Annotated in this window: 18 protein-coding genes and 1 tRNA gene; 6 read left to right on the top strand and 13 right to left on the bottom strand. The window is 65.0% G+C overall.

Features of this window, described 5'->3' with window-relative positions; genetic code table 11:
• Window positions 1–4 precede the first annotated feature (4 nt).
• Window positions 5–1,174 carry a mannose-6-phosphate isomerase, class I gene (gene manA, locus AOP74_RS07190; protein ID WP_061961611.1) on the bottom strand — a complete coding sequence of 390 codons (1,170 nt, stop codon included), beginning with the start codon at window positions 1,172–1,174 and terminating at the stop codon, window positions 5–7.
• Window positions 1,175–1,215: 41 nt separating this feature from the next.
• Between manA and serC the strand changes: the two genes are divergently transcribed.
• Window positions 1,216–2,340 (top strand): phosphoserine transaminase, encoded by a 1,125-nt coding sequence (serC, locus tag AOP74_RS07185; protein WP_061961610.1) that lies wholly within the window; start codon window positions 1,216–1,218, stop codon window positions 2,338–2,340.
• Window positions 2,337–3,344 (top strand): CAP domain-containing protein, encoded by a 1,008-nt coding sequence (locus tag AOP74_RS07180; RefSeq protein WP_061961609.1) that lies wholly within the window; start codon window positions 2,337–2,339, stop codon window positions 3,342–3,344. The genes serC and AOP74_RS07180 overlap by 4 nt, the downstream gene beginning before the upstream one ends.
• A gap of 24 nt (window positions 3,345–3,368) precedes the next feature.
• Here AOP74_RS07180 and AOP74_RS07175 read toward each other — a convergent pair whose 3' ends face one another.
• From AOP74_RS07175 to AOP74_RS07165, 3 genes are read right to left on the bottom strand one after another with little or no spacing between them, the layout of a single operon-like run.
• Window positions 3,369–4,619, bottom strand: a complete 1,251-nt coding sequence (locus AOP74_RS07175) for an MFS transporter (protein WP_061961608.1) — start codon at window positions 4,617–4,619, stop codon at window positions 3,369–3,371.
• Entirely contained in the window at window positions 4,585–5,580 is a 996-nt protein-coding gene (locus tag AOP74_RS07170) for a DUF3027 domain-containing protein (protein ID WP_082096089.1), read from the bottom strand. The genes AOP74_RS07175 and AOP74_RS07170 overlap by 35 nt, the downstream gene beginning before the upstream one ends.
• A 4-nt stretch (window positions 5,581–5,584) precedes the next feature.
• Window positions 5,585–5,968 carry a cold-shock protein gene (locus AOP74_RS07165; RefSeq protein ID WP_061961607.1) on the bottom strand — a complete coding sequence of 128 codons (384 nt, stop codon included), beginning with the start codon at window positions 5,966–5,968 and terminating at the stop codon, window positions 5,585–5,587.
• Between the two features lie 168 nt (window positions 5,969–6,136).
• Between AOP74_RS07165 and AOP74_RS07160 the strand changes: the two genes are divergently transcribed.
• From AOP74_RS07160 to AOP74_RS07150, 3 genes are all read left to right on the top strand, one after another.
• Window positions 6,137–6,826 carry an HD domain-containing protein gene (locus tag AOP74_RS07160; RefSeq protein ID WP_061961606.1) on the top strand — a complete coding sequence of 230 codons (690 nt, stop codon included), beginning with the start codon at window positions 6,137–6,139 and terminating at the stop codon, window positions 6,824–6,826.
• Window positions 6,827–6,958: 132 nt separating this feature from the next.
• Window positions 6,959–7,252, top strand: coding sequence for a WXG100 family type VII secretion target (locus AOP74_RS07155; protein ID WP_061961605.1), 294 nt, complete (start codon window positions 6,959–6,961; stop codon window positions 7,250–7,252).
• A gap of 24 nt (window positions 7,253–7,276) precedes the next feature.
• The gene (locus AOP74_RS07150) at window positions 7,277–7,552 is read left to right on the top strand and encodes a DUF4031 domain-containing protein (protein WP_061961604.1); all 276 of its coding nucleotides are present in this window, start codon (window positions 7,277–7,279) and stop codon (window positions 7,550–7,552) included.
• Between the two features lie 141 nt (window positions 7,553–7,693).
• Here AOP74_RS07150 and groL read toward each other — a convergent pair whose 3' ends face one another.
• The 3 genes from groL to AOP74_RS07135 form a co-directional block, all read right to left on the bottom strand.
• On the bottom strand, window positions 7,694–9,319 hold the full coding sequence (groL, locus tag AOP74_RS07145; protein WP_061961603.1) for a chaperonin GroEL: 1,626 nt from the start codon (window positions 9,317–9,319) through the stop codon (window positions 7,694–7,696).
• A 294-nt stretch (window positions 9,320–9,613) separates the two neighbouring features.
• Window positions 9,614–10,246 carry a LytR C-terminal domain-containing protein gene (locus AOP74_RS07140; RefSeq protein WP_061961602.1) on the bottom strand — a complete coding sequence of 211 codons (633 nt, stop codon included), beginning with the start codon at window positions 10,244–10,246 and terminating at the stop codon, window positions 9,614–9,616.
• Window positions 10,247–10,256: 10 nt separating this feature from the next.
• Window positions 10,257–10,517: a DUF3263 domain-containing protein gene (locus AOP74_RS07135; RefSeq protein WP_439645054.1), complete on the bottom strand. Its 261-nt coding sequence runs from the start codon at window positions 10,515–10,517 to the stop codon at window positions 10,257–10,259.
• A 156-nt stretch (window positions 10,518–10,673) separates the two neighbouring features.
• On the opposite strand from AOP74_RS07135, the gene AOP74_RS07130 reads away from it, so the two are divergent.
• On the top strand, window positions 10,674–11,345 hold the full coding sequence (locus AOP74_RS07130; protein WP_061961600.1) for a uracil-DNA glycosylase: 672 nt from the start codon (window positions 10,674–10,676) through the stop codon (window positions 11,343–11,345).
• 4 nt (window positions 11,346–11,349) lie between these two features.
• Here AOP74_RS07130 and AOP74_RS07125 read toward each other — a convergent pair whose 3' ends face one another.
• From AOP74_RS07125 to AOP74_RS07100, 6 genes are all read right to left on the bottom strand, one after another.
• Window positions 11,350–12,144 carry a hypothetical protein gene (locus AOP74_RS07125; protein ID WP_061961599.1) on the bottom strand — a complete coding sequence of 265 codons (795 nt, stop codon included), beginning with the start codon at window positions 12,142–12,144 and terminating at the stop codon, window positions 11,350–11,352.
• Window positions 12,141–12,692, bottom strand: coding sequence for a signal peptidase I (locus tag AOP74_RS07120; protein ID WP_061961598.1), 552 nt, complete (start codon window positions 12,690–12,692; stop codon window positions 12,141–12,143). Before AOP74_RS07120 ends, AOP74_RS07125 begins: the two co-directional genes overlap by 4 nt.
• Before the next feature lie 13 nt (window positions 12,693–12,705).
• Window positions 12,706–13,101 (bottom strand): hypothetical protein, encoded by a 396-nt coding sequence (locus AOP74_RS07115; protein ID WP_061961597.1) that lies wholly within the window; start codon window positions 13,099–13,101, stop codon window positions 12,706–12,708.
• A 342-nt stretch (window positions 13,102–13,443) separates the two neighbouring features.
• Window positions 13,444–13,516, bottom strand: a tRNA-Thr gene (locus AOP74_RS07110).
• A 139-nt stretch (window positions 13,517–13,655) separates the two neighbouring features.
• A complete protein-coding gene (locus tag AOP74_RS07105) occupies window positions 13,656–14,468 on the bottom strand; it encodes a thioredoxin domain-containing protein (protein WP_061961596.1) in 813 nt (270 codons plus the stop codon).
• Window positions 14,469–14,489: 21 nt separating this feature from the next.
• Window positions 14,490–15,002, bottom strand: a complete 513-nt coding sequence (locus AOP74_RS07100; RefSeq protein WP_061961595.1) for a MauE/DoxX family redox-associated membrane protein — start codon at window positions 15,000–15,002, stop codon at window positions 14,490–14,492.
• Between the last annotated feature and the right edge of the window lie 16 nt (window positions 15,003–15,018).

Here is a 15,018-nt window from a genome sequence, read left to right as displayed (position 1 = left end):
CACCCTAGTGCGGGTGCGTTAACGGCCGTTCACCTTCCATCGGGGTGCGCGCGATCACGGCGCCCCCGTCGGCCGCAACCGTCAGATCACCATCGGAATGTGGCACGAACGCCGCCTGCCCGCGCTCCAGGTGGAGCGTGTGCTCACCGACCTGAAGCGTGGCGGTTCCCCGAAAGCACAGGACGATCCGAGGCGCGGGTGCGACCGCCACCTTGCCGTCGTTGACAATCGTGAGCGCAAACTCCTCCGCAGTGGTCACCAGATGCCGCGCGGCACCATCGGCACGCACTACCGGCACCTGCGGAGCACAAGGCTTAGGGTCGAGCAGTTTCAACAGGAGTGGAACGTTGACCTGCTTGGGCGTGAGCCCTGCGCGCACCACGTTGTCGGAGTTGGCCATGATTTCAAGGCCCATGCCCGATTGGTACGAGTGGAGCACACCGGCGCCAACAAAAACGGCGTCGCCGGGCGCCAACTGCACGCAGTTCATTCCCAGAGCGACAATTGCTCCCGGGTCACCTGGGAAGTGGCTCAGGGCGTTTGCCGCAGCAGCCAACGAGCTTCCCGGCTCTGCCGCGCCCCCTAATTCCGCGAGCGCTGTAAGAGTTTCATCGTCCACGCCCCCAGTGAGCGCGCCGCGAATGAAGTCCCGGACCTCGCCCTCGTTCTCCAGTGCTGATGCGAGTCCAGCGGCGCGGCTGGTACCGAGCGCTCGCAAGTCTGCGGCAGTGTCCGCGACCTCGCGCACTCCCGCGAGGACCACCATCGGCGTCACCGCGACGACCATCTCCGGCTTATGGAACGGGTCGACGAACTGATGCGGCAGGCCGCCTGTCCCCCGCTGCTCGAGCGCAAAACCGTGACGGGCCTGCGCGAGTGTGGGGTGGACTTGCAGCGACAACGGCTTGTCGATCGCAAGGATCTTCAGCAGATACGGGAGCCGAGCGCCCCACCGCTTCGACGCTTCATGACCGAGCATTGCCTCTTCATCACGAGCGATCAGCTCGTCCAAGGCAACGGATTCGCGTCCCACCGAGCCCGACGGGGCTGACGTGTGCGCACCCCACCAAGCCTCAGCGACCGGACCGCCTGGGGGCTTGACTCCCAGCAGCTGCGGGATGTCCTCGTGGGTCCCCCACGCGTAGTCGCGAAGGACGGGGCTGATCAGATGCACAGGCGCAAGTCTGCCAGGTGCGCTCCCAGTACGCTGAACCCATGTCGAGCGATCTCACGATTCCCGCTGAACTTTTGCCCCGCGACGGCCGTTTCGGTTCCGGTCCGTCCAAGGTGCGCGACGCCCAGGTCCAGGCAGTTGTGGACGCGCAGCCGCACATCCTTGGCACGTCACACCGTCAGATGCCTGTGCGGTCGCTCGTGGGCGACGTGCGACGCATGGTTGCCGAGCTCTACTCACTCCCGGATGGCTACGAGGTCATTCTCGGCAACGGCGGGTCCACGTCCTTCTGGGACGCAGCAGCATTTTCGCTCGTCGAGTCCAAGGCTCAGCACTGCACCTTCGGAGAGTTCGGCTCCAAGTTTGCCCAGGTAACCGCAAGTGCTCCTCACCTCGAGGAATCGGAGGTGCGTGAAGCGTCGGCCGGATCCGTCGCACTGCCCGAGGCCCGCGATGGAGTCGACGTCTACGCGTGGCCCCACAACGAGACCTCGACGGGTGCCATGGCGCCCGTTCGCCGTCCCCAGGGAATCCAAGAGGCGCTCACGGTGGTCGATGGCACGTCCGCCGCAGGTGGCCTCTTCCTGGACCCCCGCGAGACGGACGTCTATTACTTTGCGCCACAGAAGAGCTTCGGCGCCGACGGTGGCATCTGGTTCGCGCTCGTCTCCCACGCAGCCATCGACCGCATCGCGCGCGTCACGAGCTCCGGCCGCTACATCCCAGCGACGCTCAACCTGCAGACTGCCGTCGACAACTCACGCAAGGACCAGACCTACAACACCCCGGCGCTAGCGCCTCTGGTGATGATGCGCGCCCAGCTCGAGTGGATGCTCGACGGCGGCGGCATGGATTTCGTCACGAGCCGCACCGACGAGTCTTCGCGCCGCATCTACGAATGGGCCGCGCAGTCACCACGCGTTCAGGCCTTCGTGACTGAAACCGAGTACCGCTCGCGCGTTGTCGCCACCATCGATGTGGACGAGTCCATCGATGCCAGCGCCATCACGTCCGCACTGCGGGCTCAAGGCGTGGTCGATATTGATCCATATCGCAAGCTTGGACGGAACCAGATTCGGGTGGGACTGTTCCCCGCCGTGGATCCCGATGACGTCACAGCACTGACCCGCAGCATCGACTACGTGATGGAGAACCTGGCCACATGACCGGATCGCAGGAGAAGCCCGCAGCCACTCGCCGCACCCCGCTCGTAATTCTCCTGTTAGCCGCCATCCCGGTTGCAGTGGTCGCCACGACCGGCGCCGCTGCGGGTCTGTGGTGGACAGACGCTTCGCCTTCGCCCGCCGCCGCGCAAGGCTTGAGCCTTGAGCAGGCCGGTGTTGTGAGTCCGGCCGATGCTGGGGTTCAGCCGGAGCCATCGTCTCCAGGGAGCGGCGATGGGGATCAGGCGGGCAGCGCCTCCGGGAGTGCCGCCCAAGGCGAGTCCGCAGGCGGTTCCGTTAGGCCCTCGCAAGCCCCCGTCATTGAGCCTCTTGAAGCACAGACGGGTTCCGTCGATTTCGCGGCCAAGACTCCAGATGTCACGGTGTCGCTGCCGCCGGAGCCCTCACCCGAGCCGGTCGCGCCAGCGCCCGAAGTCTCTGGTAGTCACGGCGGCTCTACAGGCTCTCCTTCTTCTTCGGGAAGCGGTTCGGGGTCGTCGGGCGGGTCTGCCCAGTCCGGCGGGACGTCGTCGGGCGGCACTGACACGCCGAGCAAGCCCGCGCCGGCGCCCGCGAAGCAGACCCCAGCCGATTTTTGCGCCTCCCCGTCCGTATCCACAGGCGCCTCGAGCGCCCAAGGGCTCCTGTCCGCCGCCAATGCAGAGCGCGCCCGTCTGGGAATCCGGGGGTTGTCGTGGTCCGGCTCTCTCGCGAGCGCCGCGCAGTCCTGGTCGCAGTCGATGGCCGCGAAGGACTCCGCGACAGACGCGACCATTGACGCCCTTGCCCACAACCCGTCGCGCCCCGCGGGCGGTGAAAATGTCGCAGTGAGTTACAGCTCCGCTGGCCAGTCCCAGGGGGCTGCCGCGGCCACTGCGCACTCGGGATGGGTGAAGTCTTACGGACACTGCATGAATATGCTCAACCCTGCATATTCAGTCATGGGCGCAGGGATGGCCTCCACGGACGACGGCACCACCTGGTACTCGACCGCTAACTTCCAGTAGGCGCGTCGCCCGCACCTTGGCGGGCTACGGCGTACTCGACGTTGACTTACCGGCTTCCTCAACGGGCCGCGGCGGAATCCACGCCGCTAGCGCCCCAGAGGTCGCCACGCCTACTCCGCCAATAATCCACAGGCTCCACGGCAATGAGACCGCCACGAGGGCGCTCACTGCGGCGGGACCAATCACGCCGCCTAGGTCTTGAAGGATCATCCACACGCCGATGAATGCGTCGCGCCCCACCTTCGGTGCCACGTCGTTGCCGAGCGTCATCAGGATGCCCGACCCCCACCCGTTGCCCAGACCCAGCACCATGGCGGCGACAGCGACGCCCGCGACCGTCTCCGTGAACGGCAGGGCGATCAGTCCAAGCGCGATGAGCATGGTCGAGGGCACGGCGGTCCATGCACGTCCCCACCGGTCCGCGACAATGCCCGCCGGGTAGAACAGCAGCATGTCCACGCCCGCCGACAGCGCGAAGATTAAGGACACGGTCGAATCCGAGGCACCGACGTGCTCGGCCCACAACGGGATAGCCGCGACCCGGACGGTGCGCACAGCCCCTGTCAGCATGACTGCCATGCCGAGAGTCGCGAGCACACGCGTGTTGGCGCGGACGACGTCCTTGATGGAGGCGTGTGGCCGGGGTTCGGCGCTCGCCCGTGAATGCCAGCCCGGCGATGCCCACAGTGCTGCCATGCCGACCACGACCGTCAGGGCCGCGAACGCATACGCAGCCGACAGACCCCACACTGCGATGACGCCCGCACCGATCAGCGGCCCTATGAAGTGCGAGATCCTCCACGTGCCAGCAAGTGAGGTGAGGGCCCTAGCGCGATAGTGAGTCGGAACGGTTTCGGAGAGCTGTCCCTGACGGGCGACGTGATAGGCGGCGTGGCCCGCGCCGGCCAGCATGACACCGGCCACGAGCGCGACGAAGTCCGTCGACAGCCAGCACACGATTGCGCCTGCGGCGAGACCCGCGAGACCCACCATCGCTGCGCGAGCACACCCAAGGCTTGTGGTGAGGCGGCCACCCATGGACGAGCCGATCATCCGACCGACCGAGTAGAGCATGACGACAGCGGCCGCCCAGGCCGCGGAATGGTCGAGTGCGACCACGGAAAGTGCAAACAGCGGAAGCATGGCACCCAGGCCGATCTCCGCGAGGAAGGCAGGGATGTACGTCCCGCGCGCGATCACCCACACTCGTTGCTTGCGTGTGGGCACATCGCGACCGGTGTCAGCCAGCGTGATCCTCAGCTGAGGCTGCGGCATCGGCCACCACGGGAGGCTCGATATGGTCGCCCTGCGGGCCGGCGCCGGCCTTGACTGCTTCGGGAGCCTCCTCGCCCTTAGGCGCCTGGGTCTCCTCTGCCGGCGCATCCTTCGCCTCAGCTGCCTCGGGCTCCTCAGGGGAGCCCGCCTTGTCCTCGGGCTCGGGCGTGGACTCAGCCTGCGCTGCGGGCTCGGGCTCGGGCTCCTCGACAGGGTCAGGCGTGGCCATGTCCATTGACGTCACGGCGTCGGTGTCGAAGACGGGCTCGGTATCCGGCCAGCGAGTGCTTTGGCGCTCCACATCAGTCTGGGAGTGTGCTCCACATCCGTGGTCAACGGAAACGACAGTGCCGTCCGATGGCGACCACTCGTTTGCGCATGCCCCGAAGGTGGTGCGCATGGACCCGGTCAGCGGCACAAAAAAAGCGCAGGTTGAGCACGGCGACGTCGAGGCCACGGCGCTCGAGGCACTGGGGCCGTGCGAGCCGCGGTACCACCGCTTAGCGGCGGAGTCCCGCCCGAGCGGCGCGAGCACACGCTCGCGGCCCAAACCCAGTTCCCAAATCTCAGCAGCGTCCTCGTCCTCACCATGAGCTTCGTAACCGGGCTCAAGACGCGGGTCTTCCTCGATCTTGGGCATGACCATCGACGGCTCGAGGTCGCCCGGGCGGATGCGGTCGGCCCAAGGAATCCACGCCGGCGCAAGCAGCGCGTCATCGGCAGGCACCAAGTGCGCCTCGCAGATTGCGGCTTCGCGACCCCGGGGAGCACGCGACACAGTTACGGCCCAAACCCATCCGCGGTAGCCGGGCATCGTGCACGCGAACTGGTGAGTGATCAGGCGGTCTTCAATGCGAACCGTCCCGAGGTGGTCGCCAACCCACTCCTCGCCATCGGCTACCTCGATCGCGGTCTGACGCGCGACGTCGACGGCCTTGTCCAGCACAGCATCCATCGGCATGGGCTTACGCCTCCAGTTGATCGGCGACGGCGCGCAGCACAGAAGCGACCTTCTGTCCGCGCGCGGCGTCGGGGTAGTGCCCCTTGCGTAGCGAGTTTGAGACACCGTCGAGCATCTTGATGAGGTCTTCGACGATGACCGTCATCTCGTCGGGCTTCTTGCGCAGCCCCTGCGACACGGTCTTGACCGGGTCAAGCAGGGTGACGGAGAGGGCGGAAGGACCACGGCGGCCGTCGGCAACCGAGTACTCGACGCGCGCGCCATTGCGGGGCGACGTCACGCCTTCGGGCAACGCCGAGGCGTGAAGGAAGACTTCGGCGCCGTCATCGCCGGCGATGAAGCCGAAACCCTTGTCTGTGTCAAAGAACTTCACACGACCGGTGGGCACATCTACCTCGCTGAATCTCAGTGCGTCGCTTGTTCGACGCCCCTCCAGTCTAACCGCCTGCCCTGACACGTTCGGCGAGCCTGATCACGGCAGTTTGCCTCCACGGCCGCTAAGGGAGGACACTGGAAGAAGCACGACTTCCCTAGGTCCCCGAAGTGAGGTGGCGACGTGCCGGTTCCCCAGTGGCTGGTGCCTGCCTTTCAGCGCAGTGCAGTAGCCGCAGGTGCAAGTGTCGAGCCCGTGCTCATCGCTGGTGCCGCCGACCATCTCATTGAGCGTTGGACAGCTCCCGACCGCCGTTTTCACAGCATCAGTCACTTGATTGACCTTTTGCAGCGCGTCGACGAGCTCCAGCAAGAGGCGGCTCGCCCTCACCTCGTCCGACTCGCAGCCTGGTACCACGGAGCAATCTTCGATGCTGCCGAGCGTGCGGCCTCCGTCCGCCACCCGGGCGAGAATGAAGCAGCAAGCGCAGAGTATGCGCGCGAAGAGCTGACGCGCCTGCGAGTACCGGAGAAAGCCGTCGAGACTGTCGTCGCGCTCGTCCAGGGCCTCGAACGCCACAGCCCCGTAGGCTCCGATTCAGACGCTGCGGTGCTCTCGGATGCGGACCTCGCGATCCTGGCAACCGAGCCTCAGCGTTATCGCACCTACATTCGCCAAGTGCGCGACGAGTATGCGCACGTCGGCGACCTCGAGTACCTGGAGACTCGTCAGCGCATCCTTGAGCGGCTCATGGCCCGCGACCACATCTATGTGTCGCCGTTGGCCCGCGGCTGGGAGCGCCAAGCACGCGAGAACGTAACCGCAGAACTCACCCGCCTCAAGCGCGACATCGCGGCAGTTCAGGCCGCATAAGGCCCGCAGCCCTGTCCCCAGGGCACGTGTTCCGGTCGTTTCTCCCCAGTTCCTTTCCCGACGGGCCGATGCTGCGGTCACCCCTTCTAGCGTCGAGGTGCACTTCACCTCTACTCACGTTGGGAGACAACGATGACGCAGTACAACGTCGACGCGAACCAGGTCGCCACCGCCGCAACCCAGGCACACGCCTCAGGCGACGTCATTCGCACCGAAGTCACCGCCATGATGGTTCACCTCACATCCCTCGAAGGGACGTGGCAAGGCGGTGCCGCAACGGCCTTCGCGGGAGTACTCGACCAATGGCGCGCTGCGCAGGCGCAGGTCGAAATTGCGCTCGAGTCGCTGTCGACTGCCCTCAATCAGGCCGCCGAACACTACGCCGGTGCAGAGGACGCGGCCGCGCGCCTGTTTAGCGGTAGTTAGCGCGCGCTGACGTATCCTCGCCAGATGACGATCCTGATCGACCCGCCTCTGTGGCCGCGACATGGCCGGGTGTGGGGACACATGGTCTCGGATCTCAGCCTTGACGAGCTACACGCCTTCGCCCGGACCGCAGGTTTGCCTGAGCGCGCGTTCGACCTCGACCACTACGACGTGCCGGAGGATATGCACCCGGCGCTGATCGCTCAGGGCGCTGTGCTGGTCGACGGCCGGGAACTGGTCATGCGGCTGCGTGCTTCTGGGTTGCGAGTGACGAGCGCGCAGCGCCACGCCGCCTCGTAGTCCTCGCACACACGGCTTGGCGAGCAATACCGACCACCGCCAGCCAGCATCGGCCCTTCACCGGACATGCACGAAGGCCCCCAGGAAATTCCTGGGGGCCTTCGTGTGTAGCTAGCGCGTGCGGTGACGCGCGGCGTGGACTTAGAAGCCCATGCCGCCCATGTCGCCGCCACCGGCCGGCATAGCCGGCTCGGGCTCGGGAATGTCCGCGACGACGACCTCGGTCGTCAGGAACAGACCCGCGATGGACGCAGCGTTCTGCAGCGCGGAGCGCGTGACCTTCACCGGGTCGTTGACGCCAGCGGCCAGCAGGTCCTCGTACTCGCCAGTTGCGGCGTTGAGGCCGTGACCGACAGGCAGACCCTTGACCTTCTCCACGACAACGCCGCCTTCGAGGCCAGCGTTGACGGCGATCTGGCGCAGCGGCGCGGTGATCGCGAACTCGACGATGCGAGCGCCAGTGGCCTCGTCACCAACGAGCTCGAGCGAGGGCAGACCAGCGGTGCCGGCCTGGATGAGAGCCACGCCACCACCGGCGACGATTCCCTCTTCCACAGCAGCCTTCGCGTTGCGGACTGCGTCCTCGATGCGGTGCTTGCGCTCCTTGAGCTCGACCTCGGTGGCCGCGCCCGCCTTAATGACGGCAACGCCACCTGCGAGCTTGGCGAGGCGCTCCTGGAGCTTCTCGCGGTCGTAGTCCGAGTCCGAGTTCTCGATCTCGGCGCGAATCTGGTTCACGCGACCCTCGACCTGGTCCTCGGTTCCAGCGCCATCAACGATGGTGGTCTCGTCCTTGGTGACGACGACCTTGCGAGCCTGGCCGAGCAGTTCGAGACCAGCGGTCTCGAGCGACAGGCCAACAGCCTCGGAGATGACCTGGCCACCGGTGAGGACGGCCATGTCCTGCAGCATCGCCTTGCGACGGTCGCCAAAGCCGGGAGCCTTGACTGCCACAACCTTGAGGTTGCCGCGCAGCTTGTTGACCACGAGAGCCGCGAGGGCTTCGCCGTCCACGTCCTCGGCAACGATCGTCAGAGGCTTGCCAGCCTGCATGATCTTCTCAAGCAGGGGCAGGAGGTCCTTGAGCGAGGAGATCTTCGACTCAACGAGGAGCACGTAGGAGTCCTCGAGGACTGCTTCCTGGCGCTCAGCGTCGGTGACGAAGTAGGGGTTCAGGTAGCCCTTGTCGAAGCGCATACCCTCGGTGAGCTCCAGCTCCAGACCGAACTGGTAAGCCTCCTCGACGGTGATGACGCCTTCCTTGCCGACCTTGTCCATCGCCTCGGCGATGAGCTCACCGATGGCGGGGTCGCCAGCGGAGATGCCTGCGGTAGCAGCGATCTGCTCCTTGGTCTCGATCTCCTTGGCGGAGGCGAGGAGCTGCTCGGTGACGACTGCGACAGCCTTCTCGATGCCCTTCTTCAGAGCGATCGGGTTGGCGCCAGCCGAGACGTTGCGCAGGCCCTCACGCACGAGTGCCTGGGCCAGAACGGTTGCGGTGGTGGTGCCGTCGCCAGCGACGTCATCCGTCTTCTTGGCAACTTCCTTGACCAGCTCTGCGCCGATCTTCTCGTAAGGCTCGGAGAGCTCGATCTCCTTGGCGATGGAAACACCATCGTTGGTGATCGTGGGTGCGCCCCACTTCTTTTCGAGCACGACGTTGCGGCCCTTGGGGCCGAGGGTGACCTTGACGGCGTCAGCGAGAGCATTCATGCCCCGCTCCATGCCGCGACGGGCCTCCTCATCGAAGGCAATCTGCTTTGCCATGGGTATAGTTCCTCTTTCGATGATGGTGGCTTCGAGCCGCCCGCGACGGACGGCGCCGATCGAATCGTTCACGTCACGAAACGACCGGTCACCTCGACTGCGAAGCCGAACTTTTTAGCACTCTCGGATAGGGAGTGCTAATGAGATTCTGGCACTCTCCCCTGCCGAGTGCAAACCGATGTTGCGTGATGTTCACTCATGTTCGCCGCGGGCGCACTTGCCGCCGGCCATGCGGATGTCTGAACCCCAGCATCGGCCCTCACAAATGGCGCGATGCGTGGAGTAAGCGTGGGGTTAGCCCGGGTCGGAGGCGAGCAGCACTTCGATCTCAGCGCCGCCCGGGGTGCCGCCGCCCTCGACTGCATCAATGCCAAGGACGTCCGCGACATCCTGTGCGGTGTCGGCGAAGGAGTCGTCCGAGTACGTCACGGTGTTCACGCCACCGGGGATCAACGTCGACGAGATGTTGTTCGCGGCAAGGTTCGTGTAGCCAGCCGCTTCGAGCTCTGCGGCCTCTCCACCTGCCAGGCCCTGAATGCCCGAACCATTGCGGACGTGGACCTGAGCGTCGTAAAGGATGACGGGCTCGGGCTCTTCCGTCTCAGTTGGTGTGGGGCTCGGCGAGGGAGGCGGCGACGCGCTCTCGGAAGGAGTCACCGACGGCGTGGCCGATGGGGAGACACTCTCGCTGGGCTCAGGCGATGCCGTGACGGTCGCAGTCGGCGACGCGTCATCATCTCCACTGCCGCTGTTCCACAGCAGGAACGCGATCAGGTAGGCGACTGCGCCAGCGATCAGGAATGCGAACAGCGGCGGCAGGACTTTGCTCCACCACGGGCGGGGCGCGCGATGCACGCCGACGGGTCCCGTCTGTGCGGCGAGTTCGTCGAACTCGTCCGGCTCATACACTTGCGCATCCTTCGCCACGGGTCACACCCTAACCTGCGTGCGGCGCATTCCATGCGCGCGTTGAACGGCCTTGTTGCCTTGCCGCGCGCATCCGGCGCAGCCGCTTCACCAGCATGGGGTCAAACTCCAAGGCAGCTTGCTGATCCAGCAACGACCCGAGCACCTGGTAGTACTGCGTGGCGCTCAGAGAGAATTGCGTGCGGATGGCATCCTCTTTGGCCCCCGCGAGAGACCACCATTGACGTTCAAAGCGCAGGATGGCACGGTCGCGGTCGGTGAGCTCGCGCATGTGCGTCGCACTCTCCATAGTCACCTCCGCTGTTGTCACGTGCCGTCCGGCCTGTGTGCCCCAGCGTAATCGGGAACTACAGCGATGTCATTCAGCCGCACCGCCTGAGACCTACGGGCCGCGACCACAGCATCGGCCCTCACTACAGTGGGCGAGATGAGCAAAACTTGGCGCGACCACTGTCACACGTCATGGGCCGATGCCCTGGAACCGGTAGCAGGGACGCTGACCGCAATCGAGGCCCGCCTTGACCTCGAGACTCAGGCTGGACGGCCGTGGCTCCCGCATCCAGATGCGGTAATGCGCGCCTTCGAGACGCCGGTGGACGATGTGCGCGTGCTGATAGTCGGACAGGATCCGTACCCAACGCCCGGGGATGCAGTGGGCTTGAGCTTTTCGGTCGCCACAGACCGGCCGATGCCGCGGTCACTGACGAATATTGCTCGCGAGCTGCGTGACGACACCGGTGAAGCGTTGGCTTCGGGAGACCTCAGCGCCTGGCAAGCGCAGGGGGTCATGCTGCTCAACCGGGTTTTGACCGTGGGCGAGGGCGACGCCGGGTCTCACCGCGGGATGGGTTGGGAGCAGGTCACTGACCACGCGATCCGCACCCTCGCTGCGCGCGGCGGTCCGCTGGTCGCGGTCTTATGGGGCAAAGATGCTCAACGGCTGGCGCCGCTACTGGGCGACGTTCCAGTGATCGCAAGTCCGCACCCGAGTCCGCTGAGTGCACGGCGCGGGTTCTTTGGTTCGCGGCCGTTCTCGCGTGTGAATGCGGAACTCATCGCTCAAGGCGGCGAGCCGCTGTCCTGGGGCACAAGTGCGTAAGTTCCTAGTTGGGGCAGATCCTGTTGGCTGTCCCGATCGCGACTTGCTTCTCCACCACTTCGATGTACACCTCAGTGGACACGCCCCCCTTGTTCGGATTCGCGTAAAGCCGCACGATCGGCCATTCATCACACGAGTATCCGGGGGCGGCGATCCAGTCGCCATTAGTGCGCGCGGCGGTCGGAGTCCAATCAGGGAACGGCGTCTCGGCCAGGTCGATCACGAAGATCGCGTTCTCAGAGGTTGTGTCAACGTCGTATTTTGCCCAGCCACGACGTGTGCCAGGGTTACCCCAGTCGACGTCGTCAACCTCGGTCACCGAGCATTCAGCACCCGTGGGCAGGCCCTGGGCGTCGATACTGGTGCAGTACACGGGGGCAGAAGTCGCAGGCGCAGTCCACGTCGTGTCAATCCACCAGCCGTCCGCGAGGAGTAGAACCGAGCTCACGAGTGAGGTGTCGAACGACGACGTCGAAACTGTGTTGGTGCCCGCAGTCTTGGTCCACGTAGCCTGAGCAAGCGCGGTGCCGGCCGCGTCCACGACGACAATCGTGCCCAGAGTGCCTGTGCATTCAGTAGGCACTCCCGTGACCTGCAATTGCGTCTGTGACGACGAGCTCTGAGACGCCGTAATCCCGATCACTTGATCGGTGCACGCGTTCGCGGTGAACGTCGAGACACCTGACTGATTGACGTCCAATTGGGCTGCGGAGGCAAGCGAGATCTGCCCAATCGTTATCAGCGCCACGACGAACGCCGCAACGGCCAACACGACGCGGAGCGACATGAGGCGCGTCATGCGCGGTCCTCGGCATCCGTAGGGTGTTCTGCTGACTCCAGGTCCGGGCACCGACGCGAGGGCCACATGACGAGGCCGAGCGCGAGCAGGAGGAAGCTTGCCCACACGGACGGGCTCCGCAGCACCGTGGCCCAGGTTCCGACCGAGTCGATGTGGAACTTCGCGACGCCGAGCACGTCCTCGTTGGTGGGATGGAACGGGTCGACGAAGTCGTTGTTGTCGCCCTGGATTTCCCATCCGTTGACGCCGTCACCACCAATGATGCGGTGGATGATCTTTGCGTCGCCCAAGTCCTCGGTGGTGTAGATCACCACGTCGCCGATCTCGGGCTCATCGGCGCGGGCCACAACCACGTCACCGGTGTAATACGTGGGCTCCATCGAGTGGCCGTTGACCACGATGGCGGTTGTGCCGCCGCCGAGACTCGTGGGCCAGATGAAGTAGGCGAGCGTAAGGACGACCACCCAGGCAAGCACGCTTTTGAGCACGCGAGAGCGCCGGACGGCCGTGGGGCCTCCGGTCTCCTGCGTCTCGAGCGTGCTTGCCATGGGTGCGTGAGTCTTAGTTGATCGAGACTGCGGCTTCGTACACGGCCTCGGCGTCGATCGTTGCGGCTGGCGTCAAGGACACGGCGCCAGTGGCATCGGCGATGCCGGTTGCTGTACCAATCTGCGTGTCGACGTCATTCAGCACGTACACGTTGATCTCCTCGCCTGCACAGGCAGAAGCGATACCACTCACCTCGATGCTGTCGACCGTGAAGCCGCCTGCGCCGAAGCTCGTCTCGTATGCAACGAAGACCGCGTCGTCGCAGTCCGTCGAGTCGCTCACGCCGACCAGCGGCGAGTCCTCGTTGACGGTCAGCTGCGCGGCAGAAGCCAGCGACAGGCCAGCGATGCCGACGATGCCGAGCGCCACGGCTGCGTACTTGCGGGCGTTGATCTTGTTTTCAGCCATCTTGATCTTCCTTATGTTCTGTTAACGACTACGTCGTTGTTTCGGGTGCGCAGGCGCGCTCGAGTATGGAGCACGCCTGCGCGGGGTTGGTCACGGCCATTTCGCATCGCGAAGTGTGGCCTGGCTCACATTGAGACGCCCAACGAGGGGGACTATGACGCGGTCTTTGTGAGATTTATTACAGCCGGCGTGGCGTGACCTACATCTCAGCAACGCCGGGCCTTAGTTCTGCGTTCCTGAACGTCGACAACTTCTCGTAACGTTTTGGTAACGTCAGCGCCCGGTGCCCGCGGTACCGCGGGCGTAAGCCGATGCCGCCTCAGGTTGCGGCAGTGAGAGGAGAGCTGGCAACGGGACTCGAACCCGTAACCCCCGTATTACAAGTACGGTGCGCTACCAATTGCGCCATGCCAGCACACGGCGCTCAGGCGCCGTGGTGAACCAGGATACCGATGTCGCGCAGCGGTGAGGAACCGCCAGGCCACCTGGGCACCCCACACACGCACGTGGCCCCCGGCGCTGATGCGCCAGGGGCCACGTGTGTGGGAAGAGGGTTAGAAGCTCTCGATGTACGTGCGCAGCTGACCGGGCTCGAAGTAAGGAACCTCGGACTGCTCAAGCACCTTGCCCTCGTCAAAGCTCTGACCGGGCTCGGCGATACGCAGCGTCGGCGTGCCGGGCACACCATCCTGCGAGGACTGGTCCGTTGCGGCAATAACCCACTTGCGGTAGTCACCGTTCTCGATCTGCGCGGCAACATCCTCAGGAACACCGGCGGCCACGGCGATCTGCGAGATCTGCTCGTCGCTCAGACCTTCGGTGCCCTCGGCGGGCTGGCTCTCGAACAAGGCGTTCGAGAAGTCGAGGAACGCGCTAGGCGCCTCCTCGGCGACGGTCGCGACGGCGTTGGCCGCGCGGCTCGAGTACTCGGTGCCGTTGGAGAAGCGGTCCAGGATAGAGATGGGGTGGTAGTACACCTCAACCTCGCCTGCTTCGCGCATCGCGTCGAGGTCTTCCGCGTTAACGTCCTCAAACTGGCCACAGATGGGGCACATGTAGTCGAGGTAGATGTCCAAGCGCGGCTGGTCCTCAGGCAGGTCCTCTCCCACGACGCCGCTTGTGCCGACCGGGATGCCGCCAGTGACATCGGAAGCGGCGGGCTTTGCGAGGTCTTCAGAGTCCAGACCAGGCACCTGACCCGACTGAATGATGAACCACACGACTCCACCGAAGATGAGGATGACAACGGCGGACACGGCCGCGATGATCACGCCGGTGCGGCGCTCCTCAGCCTTCACCTGGGCCTGGGCGTTTGCCCGAGCCTGTGCGGCCTTGCTGTTGCTTGGTTGTGGCTTCTTCTTGGCCATGGGGATTCCTTTACCTCAGGGTCAGTTATCGATCTCGACTGGCTCATCCGCAACCGGCGCTGGGGCCAGCCACGAGTCCAGGGAGAAACGGGAACGGGGCCAGATGAACAGGAACAGCCCCAGGGCTATGAATCCTGCTCGCTCTAGCAAGTGCATCGGATAGTTCGTAGCGCCTTCTTCAACATCACCGCCGCCGCCAAAGCAGCCGCAGTCAATCGACAGGCCCTGTGACCAGGCCCAAATGACGCCAAACGTGAAGCCGGCCATCATCAGCAACCATGCTCCTGCGGCCCAGCGCGTCCACAGGCCCATCAGGAGCCACAGAGCGAGCGCCAACTCGGCGAAGGGAAGCATGGTGCCAACAAACGGCACGATCTCCTCTGGCAGGAGACGGTATGCGCGCACCGCGATGATGGACTGCGGGATGTCCTGCAGTTTGGGGATCGCAGCGAAGATGAGAATCCCCGCCATAGCCAGTCGCACCAGCAAAGATAGCCAGGGCTGGACGGCACGGAACCTGTCCGCAAACGTCATCGATCGCACTCCCTCA

This window comes from Demequina flava (assembly GCF_000975035.1).
In the GTDB taxonomy this organism is placed as follows: Bacteria; Actinomycetota; Actinomycetes; order Actinomycetales; family Demequinaceae; genus Demequina; species Demequina flava.
The sequence above is the reverse complement of the archived record's forward strand: the minus strand, read 5'-3'. Positions and strand labels throughout refer to the sequence as shown.

Bases quoted from the DNA above. Each gene is read 5' to 3' on its own strand.
- AOP74_RS07125 (WP_061961599.1), bottom strand. From the start codon at position 12,144: ATGACGCGCCTCATGTCGCTCCGCGTCGTGTTGGCCGTTGCGGCGTTC.
- AOP74_RS07155 (WP_061961605.1), top strand. From the start codon at position 6,959: ATGACGCAGTACAACGTCGACGCGAACCAGGTCGCCACCGCCGCAACC.
- AOP74_RS07175 (WP_061961608.1), bottom strand. From the start codon at position 4,619: ATGCCGCAGCCTCAGCTGAGGATCACGCTGGCTGACACCGGTCGCGAT.
- AOP74_RS07170 (WP_082096089.1), bottom strand. From the start codon at position 5,580: ATGCCGATGGATGCTGTGCTGGACAAGGCCGTCGACGTCGCGCGTCAG.
- AOP74_RS07180 (WP_061961609.1), top strand. From the start codon at position 2,337: ATGACCGGATCGCAGGAGAAGCCCGCAGCCACTCGCCGCACCCCGCTC.
- AOP74_RS07135 (WP_439645054.1), bottom strand. From the start codon at position 10,517: ATGCGCGAGCTCACCGACCGCGACCGTGCCATCCTGCGCTTTGAACGT.
- AOP74_RS07150 (WP_061961604.1), top strand. From the start codon at position 7,277: ATGACGATCCTGATCGACCCGCCTCTGTGGCCGCGACATGGCCGGGTG.
- AOP74_RS07120 (WP_061961598.1), bottom strand. From the start codon at position 12,692: ATGGCAAGCACGCTCGAGACGCAGGAGACCGGAGGCCCCACGGCCGTC.
- AOP74_RS07100 (WP_061961595.1), bottom strand. From the start codon at position 15,002: ATGACGTTTGCGGACAGGTTCCGTGCCGTCCAGCCCTGGCTATCTTTG.
- AOP74_RS07105 (WP_061961596.1), bottom strand. From the start codon at position 14,468: ATGGCCAAGAAGAAGCCACAACCAAGCAACAGCAAGGCCGCACAGGCT.
- serC (WP_061961610.1), top strand. From the start codon at position 1,216: ATGTCGAGCGATCTCACGATTCCCGCTGAACTTTTGCCCCGCGACGGC.
- groL (WP_061961603.1), bottom strand. From the start codon at position 9,319: ATGGCAAAGCAGATTGCCTTCGATGAGGAGGCCCGTCGCGGCATGGAG.
- AOP74_RS07115 (WP_061961597.1), bottom strand. From the start codon at position 13,101: ATGGCTGAAAACAAGATCAACGCCCGCAAGTACGCAGCCGTGGCGCTC.
- AOP74_RS07130 (WP_061961600.1), top strand. From the start codon at position 10,674: ATGAGCAAAACTTGGCGCGACCACTGTCACACGTCATGGGCCGATGCC.